Here is a 10941-nt window from a genome sequence, read left to right as displayed (position 1 = left end):
TTGGACGTCAACCCCAACGGATCCACCCACCCCGTCGGATTCGGCACATACCGGTACTGATTCAACCCACCCGCCAACTTCACCGGATCCGGCGTCAGGTACCGCCCCACCTCCGGGTCGTAGTACCGGTGTCGGTTGTAATGCAGCCCGCTTTCTTCATCGAAATACTGCCCCTGAAACCGTAGTGGCTGGTTCAGGTAGTCCTCGGTCGCGAGCTCCAGCGAGGTGACCTTGCCGTAGGCGCTGTATTTGGCCGACCAGACGATCTCGCCGCTGTAGTCGGTCAGTTCCTGCGGGGTGCCGAGGTGGTCGAGCTGGTAGTAGAACGGGCAGGCGCGTTTCGGGCCTTTGCCGTCGAGCATGGCCAGTGGGCGGAAGGTGCCGGGTTCGTAGATGAAGCTGCGGTGTTGGGTCGGGCTGCTTTCGGCGATCAGGTGGTCGCCTTGCCAGAAGAACTCGGTGGTCTGGCCGTCGACGGTTTTGCGGATGCGCCGGCCGAAGGCGTCGTACTGATAGGTGGCGCTGGTGCCGTCGGGACGGGTGAGGCCGATCAGGCGGTGCTGGCTGTCGTAGCGGTATTCGGTGACAAGGGTTTGCGCGCGGCCGCGGCGTTCGCGGATCAGGTTGCCGAAGGCGTCGTAGTCGTAATGACGATCGCCCTGCATCAGCAGGCGATTGCCTTTGATCTGTGTCGGACCGGGGCGATCCTGCATCAGCAGGTTGCCGGCCGGGTCGTGGGCGAAGTTTTCCGGCACATCGTCGCGGGTGTGGCGTACGCGAATCAGCCGGTCGAGGGCGTCGTACGTGTAGCTGCGCTGGCCGTGGCGGGTGTCGGCGATGTGTTCGAGGTTGCCGTTGGCGCTGTAGGCAAAGTCGCGGCGGTACAGCGCACTGCGTTGATGGCCTACGGCGTGGGCGCGCAAGCGGCCCTGTTCGTCGTAGGTGTATTCGCTGAGCAGCAGGCCTTGCTGGCGCTGCTGTTCGCGGCCGTGCTGGTAGACGTGGCGGGTCAGCAAGGCACCGTTGAGGTCGATCGCCGTCAGCGCCCCGCCCTTGGCGTAGTGGTAATCGAGTTTGCTGTTGTCCGGCAGACGCAGGCGGGTGAGCTGGCCGCAGGCGTCGTAGGCGTAACGCAGGGTGCCCCAGCCCTGATGCTCGCGCACCAGCCGGTCCTGCAGGTCGTATTCGAAGGCCAGCGGGTGATCCTGGCCGTCATCCACGCCGACCAGCCGGCCGAGACGGTCATAGCGGTAGCTGACCTCGACCCCGTCCGGCAGGGTCTTGAGCAGCAATCGCCCGGCGCTGTCGCGCTGGTAAGTGGTGACCAGCGTGGTGCCGTCGTCGCCGAACTCGGTCTTCTCCAGCAGGTGGCCGTTGCGGTCGTAGGCATACGCCGTGCGCCGACCATCGAAGCCGGTTTCCTGTCGGATCAGTCCGGTGGGCGTGTAGTCCAGCCGATACTTTTCGCCGGACTCGTTCTCGATTTCCGTCAGCAGCAGCTGCGCATGGTCGTAGCGGTACTGGACTCGTGTGCCGTCGGGGTTGATCCGCCGGCTGACCAAATGCAGGTCGTCGTCATACTCGTAACGGGTGATCCGCCCCAGTTCATCGCGTTCGACCGTGATCTGGCCGTAGGCGCTATAACTGAAGGCTCGAGTGGCGCCATTCGGCGAGGTGGTCTGGATCAGCCGGCCAACGGCATCCCATGCATGACGGGTGACCGCGCCATGCTCGTCCTGCGCCGTAATCCGCCGCCCTAGCGCATCGTAGGAAAACTTGCGAACCCCACCGTCCGGCAGACTTTCTTCGACCAGTTGGCCCAGGTCGTTCCACACGAACACATGCCGACCCGAATCCGGATAACGGATCGACAGCAACCGCCCCTGTGCATCGCGGTGGTAGTGGGTGACATGGCCATCCGGATCGACCGCCTCGGTGATGTCACCCTGGGCATTACGCCGGTACGTCCACACCGCATCGCCACGTGAGCGGCTGTGCAGGAAACCGTTGCGGTACTCGTAGGACCTCGGCGCATCGTCCGGCGGAATCAGCGCGATCAGCCGTCCGGCGTCGTCATAGCGGTATTCGGTAACCGCGCCCAGCGCATCCTGCTCGGCGACCAATCGGCCCTGCGTGTCGTAGGCCTTGAGCTGTTCGCCCCCGTCCGCCGACACCTGACGCACCAGCCGCGCGGTGTCATCGTGGACGTAAGTCTCTTCAGTCCCATCGACGTAATGCACCGTGACACGGCCGGCGCCATCCCAGACGTAACGCGTGTCCATCTGCGAAAACGACGCCCAGTGCCGCACACAGCGCGCCGCCTTGCCGGCACGTTCCCATTCCCAGAAGAAGCTCGCACCGCCGGCCAGTTGCCGTTGCAGGATGACGTGCTGGTCGTCGTAGTCGTAACGCTCGGTCTCGCCGACGGCGTTCGACGCCTCGATCAACCGATGGCGGGCATCAAAGCGGTAGCTGGCCAGCGTCTGCTCGGTGCGCCAGGTCGAATCCCGAAAAACCTGATAATCGACCGCGACCAGATGCGCCCGCTCATAGCGCAGCAACAAGGAGCGACCAGCGCCGTTGTCGAGGCGCTCAACGCGATCCAGACGGTCCCGCGTAATACGCAAGCGGTTGCCGTACGCATCGCTGACCGCCGTCAGACCCCCAGCCCGAAAGTGATAAAACCGCGCCGCGTCCCCCGCCAGCGCAACAATCAACTCCTCCGGCTCATCCCCGAGAAAGATCGCCGCCCGCGACAGGCTGTTGTGGATCGCCGGCCGCTCGACGCTCGGCAACGGAAACCGCGTACGTCGGTTCTCGTGGTCAACCCAGAACACCGAAGCGCCCTCGACCTCCAGCCGATGCGCCAGCGAATGACTCCAGCCAAACCCCAACCCGACATCAATCTCGGCGGCGCTGGTGCGGTACAACCGACTGAACTCGAACGGCAGCAGCCCGTCGAGTACGCCGTCAGTCAGCGTCAGCAATTCCTCACCGGTGACCATCGACACCGGACAGCCATTGGTGCAGGTCAGCGGCGCACAATCGGCACTGTCACCGTTGGGGTTTTTCGCCTGATCCGGCGTGTCGTCATGGGGCTCGTCTTTTTTCAGGGAAGCATTACGCCGGGCATCCCAGCGCAATTGCATGCGCCCCTTTTTCACCCCGGCAGCAATTCCCCGTGCGGCGACGGATTTGTACTGGCTCACGTAGCCGATGAAAGTACTGACGATGCCGAACATCGCCTTCACCAGTCGCGCCACCGCCGACAGCAACTGAGCGCCACGATCCGCCAGACGCAAGGTCAGATACGCAATCCCCGCCCCGGCACCGACAAAGGTCAGCACAACGCCGATCAACACATCGATCAGCAGTTGAACCACCACCATCGATACCGCCTCGGCGGTTTTCCCGGAAATCTCATTGGGAGGCAGCATTTCCAGCCAGAGGCTGGCGGTACGCAGCAACAGGCACAGCGCCGCCTCGTCACTGACCAGTAACTGAAGCTTCTCCATCATTTCAGGCGCTGTTTCTGCCAACGCGATCAGCTGTGCGGCGCCACTGCCCAACCGCTCGGCAAACTTCCCGGGATCCTTGAGAACCTCCGACAGCAACCCGATGCTGTCCCATACCCCCTCGATCGCCGCCCAGCTCCCGGCCAGCATGCCGTTCCCGGCCGCGGTGGCCACCGACTGCGACCATTGCGGCTTGAATCCCTGCCACTCGCTGCGCAGCCAGCCATCCAGCTGCCGAGTCAGGCCATCGTAGGATTCGAAAAGCGCATCAACCTGCTGCTCGCTGGCCTCGCCGTGCACCACCACCCGATAAAACTTGCCCGCCTCACCAGTGAACAGTCCCCTGCCCTGAGCATTGAGGGTGACCGACTCGACTGCACCGCCCTCCACCGCCACCACATCGACAACGATGTCGCCCAACGGAATGTCGTACGCCGACTCGAACTTGCTCTCGATCTCCATCGGCCCGCTTTCCGGGCATTGCACGACCGCAGAAGAAAAACGGCCGTCGTCTATCGCAACCGCCGTGCTGCGCTCGCCGAAACGGATGATCCGCTCCATCCCCATCAGCGACGGCAGATCGGCCGTATGACTGACAGTGTCTGCCGAGCGGCTGAGCCAGTGCTTCAGCTGTTCGCGATAGAGATCGAGGGTGCGGGGAAAGCTGTCGAGTTCTTGCTCGATGCGGGTGACGGCATCCATCAGCGCATTCCCATGCGCATGGCGAAACGAAAAACCGGGTCAAACATGTGCGTTCCCTCGCGCAAAAATCAGGCGAGGGACTTTGCGGGGGATCAAACAGAAAAGAAGTCAGGCGAGTAGGCAGAGGATGTAGGAGAAGTCTGTAACTGATCTTTATCGAACTGCAGACGCAAAAACGGGGCGGGAGGTTTCCCTCACGCCCCGTTCACGGAACAGATGATTTGCTTATTGAGAAGCGTCTCGGCCGGCCAGCTCTTTCAACTTGAGCTCCGCCAACGGATGCCCGGCCTTCGCGGCCATGATCCACCAGCGAGCGGCCTCCGAAGGATCTGGCGCTTTGCTCGGCGTACCTGCAAGACTGATGACACCGACTTGATACGCCGCCTTGCCATCCCCGGCCAGCGCAGCCAGTCGCAACAACCGCACACCTTCTTCACGTGCGCCCAGGCCAACCCCGCGAAACGTCAGGATGTGCCCGTAAAAACTTTGCGCGCCGACATCGCCCAGGTTGGCCATGCGTGCAAACTGTCCTTCGAGCCAGCGCCAGCCGCGGGGCTGACGGACAAACCACGACCAGTGAAACAGCCTACGGGCCAGCCAGTAACTTGCCCGCGCCTTGAGTCGTACAAACACTCAGGCCTCCGCCGATTCCGGGTACTCGTACTCAAACACCCGCACCACTTCCGAAGCATGCCAGGAGGCGGCGGCAACGCCGTCGGACGGCCCGGAAAAGCGCCCCAGACGCTCGACACACTCAAAGAAACCGGTGCGTGGCAGGCGGCTGGCACCCTGGCTGATCACCAGCGAGCTGCGCAACGGTTGTTCGGCTTTCGCGTCCAGTGCGGCGAGATGCTCAAGTGCCGCGGTCAATGTCTGCATGGCCGGCGTGGGCAGTTGCAGGCGTTCAAGCAAGGCTCGATAAGTCAAAAGATGGCGCTGCCTGCGCGCCTGATCCAGCTCCCCCAGCAATCCGTCCCAATGTTGACGACTGATGCGTACGCTCACGATTGTTCCCTCCACCCTGGCACCGTCAACTCCCAGGCCAGGCTGCGGCGAATCGCGGCGTCGGGCAGACGCTCGCCACTTTCGATCATGGCCAGGTAGGACGGGCTGATGCCTACCGTGCGGGCCAGCGCCTCGATGGCGATGCCCTTCCCTTCGCGCAAACTGCGTAACTGATCCAGACCTGGAAGAATCGGGTCCGGGGTTGCCGCAAGCGGCGCTGGAGCCAGTTGCGACGGTGCTTCGTTGATGCCTGCTGCTTTCAGTAGAGCCTGATACTGAGCCCATGGCAGAACCGCATATTCGGGCTCGCCATCGCGTGCAATTATCTGAATATCCATGACTACCCCGTAGGACAACAACACTTAGCGAGTCGGCACTTTTCCCTAGAAGTGTAATCCTAACAGCGGCCAAGGTCGTGGGGGGTATCTATCTGTGTACGAGGCTGTCGCGATTCAGGACTTTTTCGGCCCCTGAAGCTGAAGTTGCTCGGGTGTATCGGGCAGACGCTCGACCACTCTGAGCTTTTCCGGAGCCTGGCGCTGGCGCCACAGGCGGAAGGCATTCAGTTCATCGTCGAGGGTTTTCATCAGCCAAGCGAGGACGGCGATGTCATCGAGCATGCCGAACATGGGAATGAAATCCGGGATGGCGTCCACCGGACTGAGGAAGTACATCAGACCCGCCACCACCGAAACGATGGCCTTGGCGCTGATCGCACGGTACTCGCCGCGCCAGTACGCCAGACACAACGCCTGCAACAGACGCAGATCGTCCTTCAGCTTGCCGAGACGATTGCCCTGAGCGGCGCCTTTGCTGGCCACGGCGAACAACAAGGTCGGCAAGCGACCTCGAGCCAGCAGGCGTCCGGCCAAAGGCAGGAATCGGGCGAAATTCCACGGCGCTTTCATTTATTTCTCCCGTTGAAATGTTATCCACACAAATTGTGGATAACCTTGTGAACAGAGCTGCATTTCAGCGCTGAGAGCCCCGTTTCATAAGGGCTGCGCTCAGATCGGGCGTTTTTTACTCACATAAAAAATCCCAATATTTCATTGACTTGGCGGCCCCGGGCGTCTAGCGCGGGCAACCTTAAAGTCTAGGACTGCCATGACCGGCATCGGTTCGGTCTGTTTACGCCGACCATCGTCCAGATGCAACAACGCCCCGCATAAGCGAGGCGTTGTTGTTGAAACCGGCGAAGATTACTTGGCGGCGGCGTCTTCTTTGGCTGGATCCTTGATGGCCAGCAGTTCCAGGTCGAAAACCAGAACCGAGTTGGCCGGGATTGCCGGGCTCGGCGATTGTGCGCCGTAAGCCAGATCGCTAGGGATGTACAGCTTGTACTTCTCGCCAACGTGCATCAGTTGCAGGCCTTCTACCCAACCCGGGATCACACCGCTGACCGGCAGATCGATCGGGCTGCCGCGCTCGACGGAGCTGTCGAAAACGGTGCCGTTGGTCAGCTTGCCGGTGTAGTGAACGGTCACGACGTCGGTCGGCTTAGGCTGTGGGCCGTCGGCTTTCTTGACCACTTCGTACTGCAGACCGGAAGCGGTGGTGGTCACGCCGGCTTTCTTGCCGTTTTCTTCGAGGAATTTCTTGCCGGCGGCTGCCGACTCTTCGCTCATCTTGGCCATGCGCTCTTCGGCACGCTTTTGCAGCGCGGCGAAAGCTTCGACCAGTTCTTCATCTTTCAGCTTCTGTTCTTTCTTGCCGACGGCATCTTCGATGCCCTGGGCTACTGCTTTGGAGTCCAGATCATCCATGCCTTCCTGAGCAAGGCTCTTGCCCATGTTCAGGCCGATACCGTAGGAAGCTTTTTGCGCCGGGGTTTTCAGCTCTACGCTGGTCTGCGAATCACAACCCGCGAGTACCAGGCTAACCAGGGCAACCGCCGCCGCCAACCGATGCTGTTTCATGCTATTTCCTTGTTCATGCGCCGAAAGGGCAATCGAGTAAAGCCGCGAGCTTATCAGGCCGCCACGACCAATGGCTACCGGCATGAGAGCAGGAATCTTCCGATAAGTTCAGGGATTAAAAAGCATTTGGCGAAAGGCACGATGAAGCTTCTGTCATCTTTCACCGACAGCGATTGATGCCGCTTCCTACAACACTTGGCGTAATGGCCACTTGCCGCACAGGACTCGGCTCAGGCATAACAGCGCAACAACTCGACAAGGATGTTCATCTTGCGCCTCTTATACCGTGTGCTGACGCTGATCGTGGTGCTGCTGGGACTGGTCCTGGCGGTGGTTCTTTACTATGTCGCCAATCCGAGATTGCCCTTCCCTGCGCCCGCAAAACAGGTGCATTACCTGAACCAGTGGACTGAGCAAGAGCGCCAGACCTACTACTTCACTCCGCAGGGAACGCAGGTCAAAGGCCTTCGTTACGAATGGTTTCAGGCGCTGGAGCTGCCATTCTCGCAGCAACGTTTTGCCTCCCCGGAATACCTCGCGCGCTTCGGCTTTCTGATCGATCCGCAGCAGAAAGCCACGCCGGACAACCCGGGGAATCTGCCGGTAGGTTTCGCCCGGCACCAGAATCCCGGCAGCGCCGAGCAATATCTCGACATCACGTGTGCGGCCTGCCACACCGGTGAACTGCACTTCAATGGCCAGGCAATCCGTATTGACGGCGGCTCGGCCCAGCATGTGTTGCCCTCCAGCGTTCCTACATTGCGCGGCGGCAGTTTCGGACAGGCATTGGTCGCCAGTCTTACCTCGACTTACTACAACCCGTGGAAATTCGAACGCTTCGCTCGCCACGTGCTGGGCAACGACTACGACGCCCGCCACGAACAACTGCGCAAAGACTTCAAACACTCACTGAACAACTTCATCAAAGTGGCCTGGAACGACACCCATCGCGGCCTCTACCCCACCGAAGAAGGCCCGGGCCGCACCGACGCGTTCGGGCGTATCGCCAACGCGACCTTCGGCGATGCGATCTCCCCAAGCAATTACCGCGTGGCCAACGCCCCGGTGGATTACCCGCAGCTTTGGGACATGTGGACATTCGACTGGGTGCAGTGGAACGGTTCGGCGCAACAACCGATGGCACGCAATATCGGCGAGGCGCTGGGCGTCGGCGCCACCCTGAATTTTTTCGACACCAACGGCCAGCCGCTGCAGGGCGATGACCGCTATGCCTCCAGCGTACGTGTGCGTGATCTGCACAAGATCGAAGAAACCCTGCAAAAACTGCGACCGCCGGCATGGCCTGAAGAGTTGCTCGGCGTCGTCGACAAACCCTTGGCAGCCAAGGGGCGAGCCCTGTTCGCCGAGAATTGCGCCGGGTGCCACGTACCGCGCCAGACCCAGGACGGCGAACGCTGGGTGCAACATCTGCACATGCTCCCGGTGGACGTCATCGGCACCGACCCGAATGCCGCCAACAACATTGCCAATCACCGCTTCGACCTGACCGCCCTGCAATGGAACCCGGCGGAACTCGAACAAATGGACGTGAAGTTGCATCCCAAACCCAAGGAGCCACTGGACCTCAGCCAGCTGTCAGTGGCCAAGGGACTGGCTTACGTCACCGCCTTCGTGGAAAACCGTGCGTACCGTGAAGCAGGCGTCACCGCCGCCGAGAAACCACAGCTCGACGGCTTCGGTCTGCCGATCGGCGTTCGCGAAAAAGTCGCCTACAAGGCGCGTCCGCTTGCCGGCGTATGGGCCACGGCCCCGTTCCTGCACAACGGCTCGGTGCCGAGCCTTTATCAGTTGCTGTCGCCTCAGGACGAGCGCGCCACCACCTTCTATAAAGGCACCTTCGAATACGACCCGCGCCATCTGGGCTACCGCACCGAAGCCTTCACCAACGGTTTCCTGTTCGACACCCGCATCACCGGCAACCACAACAGCGGCCACGAATTCCGCGCCGGCGAGCGCGGCAACGGCGTCATCGGCCGACTGCTGCAGCCAGAAGAGCGCTGGGCGCTGCTTGAATACCTGAAAGTGCTGGGCGGCCCGCTGGAGGCGCAACTGCCATGATCTTCAATTCATTCAAAAGACCTTCGATGCTGGCGCGTTTCTGGCTCTGGCTGGGACGGTTACTGGGCAAAACCCTGCTGATCCTGCTGGTGATCGGTCTGATCGGCTGGGCACTGAGCACCGCGTGGTTCGCCTGGCAGCACCGTGGCCCGGTGTCGGCGCTGGAGCAGATTCCAGATGGCGAAGCCGCCATGACCCAGGACGTGATTCAGACCGCCGTGCGCATCGTCGATCAGCACCGCGAAAGCACCCGCTACCTGCGCGATGCACATGCCAAGGCTCATGGCTGCGTGAAGGCCGATGTGCAGGTGTTGCCGGATCTGGCTCAGGAATTGCGCCAGGGCGTTTTCAGCGAACCGGGCAAGCTGTGGAAAGCGACGATGCGCCTGTCCAACGGCAACGCCTATCCGCAATTCGACAGCATCCGCGATGCCCGGGGCATGGCGCTCAAATTGCTCGATGTGCCGGGCAAGCAGATGCTGGGTGACCGTCAGGGGCTGCACGAGCAGGATTTCGTGATGTTCAGTCACCCGAACTTCTTTGTCAGCGATGTCGCCGAGTACCGTCAGAATGTGGCGGCGCAGGCTGACGGCAAGAAGGTCATGGCGTTTTTTCCGGGGTGGGATCCGCGCAGCTGGCAGATCCGCCATCTGTTCATTGCATTGGCAACCCTATCGCCACCGCCGGAAAGCCCGACCCGCACGACCTATTTCTCGGTATCGCCCTACAAGTTCGGCGAGGCCAATGCCAAATTCCGGGTGATGCCGGATCCGGAGCGCTGCCCCGCTTATACCTTGCCGAAACAGAACCAGGATCTGCCGAACTTCCTGCGCAATGCGCTGAATCAACAGCTGTCCACCGACCGGATTCCGGCGTGTTTCGTTTTGCAAATTCAGCGGCAGGACGCGAACAAGTACATGCCGATCGAAGACACCAGCATCGAATGGCGCGAGCAGGACAGCCCATTCCAGACAGTGGCGCGGATCACCCTGCCCCCGCAGGACTTCGACACCCCGGCGCTGAACCTGCAATGCGACAACCTTTCCTTCAACCCTTGGTTCGGCATCGAGGCCCATCGCCCGATTGGCGGGATCAACCGCCTGCGCAAGGCGGTGTATGAAGCGGTCAGCGATTACCGCCACAGCCGCAACTCGGCGCAATAGCAGCGCCAGAAACGAAAAAAGCGACCTTCAAAGGTCGCTTTCTCATGTTCAGGCCGGCAAAAGCCAAATCCCGGACAGCAAAAAGCCCGCACCAGGCGGGCTTTCTGTGGTGATCTGGCGTTCAGTGTTCCAGATTACCGAATATGGCGCAGCGGACGGGACTCGAACCCGCGACCCCCGGCGTGACAGGCCGGTATTCTAACCGACTGAACTACCGCTGCGCGAAACGCTTGAAACGAATGGTGGGTGATGACGGGATCGAACCGCCGACATTCTGCTTGTAAGGCAGACGCTCTCCCAGCTGAGCTAATCACCCTTCGCTTCGTTACGGGGCGCATTATGCCACAAATTTTCGTAATGTGTTGATTTAATTGAAGTTTTTTTCAAATAAATCCGAAAACCGGTGAAACGACACATCCCGCATGTACAACTCGAGGCAGAAAAAAACCCGCCTTGGCGGGTTTTCCGTGGTGACCTGGCGTTCAGTGTTCCAGGTTACCGAATATGGCGCAGCGGACGGGACTCGAACCCGCGACCCCCGGCGTGACAGGCCGGTAT

At 61.0% G+C, this 10941-nt stretch carries 9 protein-coding genes and 2 tRNA genes; 2 read left to right on the top strand and 9 right to left on the bottom strand.

Annotation, left to right across the window (positions count from 1 at the left end; genetic code table 11):
- From GQX66_RS25000 to GQX66_RS24975, 6 genes are all read right to left on the bottom strand, one after another.
- Window positions 1–4217: RHS repeat-associated core domain-containing protein (locus tag GQX66_RS25000; protein WP_240871931.1), on the bottom strand; the 4217-nt coding region annotated here is incomplete at its 3' end.
- 225 nt (window positions 4218–4442) lie between these two features.
- Complete coding sequence (locus GQX66_RS24995) at window positions 4443–4850, bottom strand: sel1 repeat family protein (RefSeq protein WP_240871930.1); 408 nt, start codon at window positions 4848–4850, stop codon at window positions 4443–4445.
- Window positions 4851–5222 carry a hypothetical protein gene (locus tag GQX66_RS24990; protein ID WP_003223109.1) on the bottom strand — a complete coding sequence of 124 codons (372 nt, stop codon included), beginning with the start codon at window positions 5220–5222 and terminating at the stop codon, window positions 4851–4853. It lies immediately after the preceding gene.
- Window positions 5219–5560, bottom strand: coding sequence for a helix-turn-helix transcriptional regulator (locus GQX66_RS24985; protein ID WP_102688669.1), 342 nt, complete (start codon window positions 5558–5560; stop codon window positions 5219–5221). Before GQX66_RS24985 ends, GQX66_RS24990 begins: the two co-directional genes overlap by 4 nt.
- A 114-nt stretch (window positions 5561–5674) precedes the next feature.
- Window positions 5675–6130, bottom strand: coding sequence for a YkvA family protein (locus tag GQX66_RS24980; RefSeq protein WP_007950434.1), 456 nt, complete (start codon window positions 6128–6130; stop codon window positions 5675–5677).
- 294 nt (window positions 6131–6424) lie between these two features.
- Window positions 6425–7141, bottom strand: coding sequence for an FKBP-type peptidyl-prolyl cis-trans isomerase (locus tag GQX66_RS24975; protein WP_007950433.1), 717 nt, complete (start codon window positions 7139–7141; stop codon window positions 6425–6427).
- 270 nt (window positions 7142–7411) lie between these two features.
- On the opposite strand from GQX66_RS24975, the gene GQX66_RS24970 reads away from it, so the two are divergent.
- Window positions 7412–9220, top strand: a complete 1809-nt coding sequence (locus tag GQX66_RS24970; RefSeq protein ID WP_240871929.1) for a di-heme-cytochrome C peroxidase — start codon at window positions 7412–7414, stop codon at window positions 9218–9220.
- A gap of 26 nt (window positions 9221–9246) precedes the next feature.
- On the top strand, window positions 9247–10383 hold the full coding sequence (locus tag GQX66_RS24965; protein WP_240871932.1) for a catalase family protein: 1137 nt from the start codon (window positions 9247–9249) through the stop codon (window positions 10381–10383).
- 144 nt (window positions 10384–10527) lie between these two features.
- Here the strand turns inward: GQX66_RS24965 and GQX66_RS24960 are convergent.
- From GQX66_RS24960 to GQX66_RS24950, 3 genes are all read right to left on the bottom strand, one after another.
- Window positions 10528–10604, bottom strand: a tRNA-Asp gene (locus GQX66_RS24960).
- A gap of 19 nt (window positions 10605–10623) precedes the next feature.
- Window positions 10624–10699, bottom strand: a tRNA-Val gene (locus GQX66_RS24955).
- Window positions 10700–10750: 51 nt separating this feature from the next.
- Window positions 10751–10941: hypothetical protein (locus tag GQX66_RS24950; RefSeq protein WP_240871928.1), on the bottom strand; the 191-nt coding region annotated here is incomplete at its 5' end.

Source organism: Pseudomonas sp. B707, from assembly GCF_022496685.1.
In the GTDB taxonomy this organism is placed as follows: Bacteria; Pseudomonadota; Gammaproteobacteria; order Pseudomonadales; family Pseudomonadaceae; genus Aquipseudomonas; species Aquipseudomonas paraglycinae.
The sequence above is the reverse complement of the archived record's forward strand: the minus strand, read 5'-3'. Positions and strand labels throughout refer to the sequence as shown.

Coding starts and splice junctions, on each gene's coding strand:
- GQX66_RS24985 (WP_102688669.1), bottom strand. CDS start 5,560: ATGGATATTCAGATAATTGCACGCGATGGCGAGCCCGAATATGCGGTT.
- GQX66_RS24980 (WP_007950434.1), bottom strand. CDS start 6,130: ATGAAAGCGCCGTGGAATTTCGCCCGATTCCTGCCTTTGGCCGGACGC.
- GQX66_RS24975 (WP_007950433.1), bottom strand. CDS start 7,141: ATGAAACAGCATCGGTTGGCGGCGGCGGTTGCCCTGGTTAGCCTGGTA.
- GQX66_RS24965 (WP_240871932.1), top strand. CDS start 9,247: ATGCTGGCGCGTTTCTGGCTCTGGCTGGGACGGTTACTGGGCAAAACC.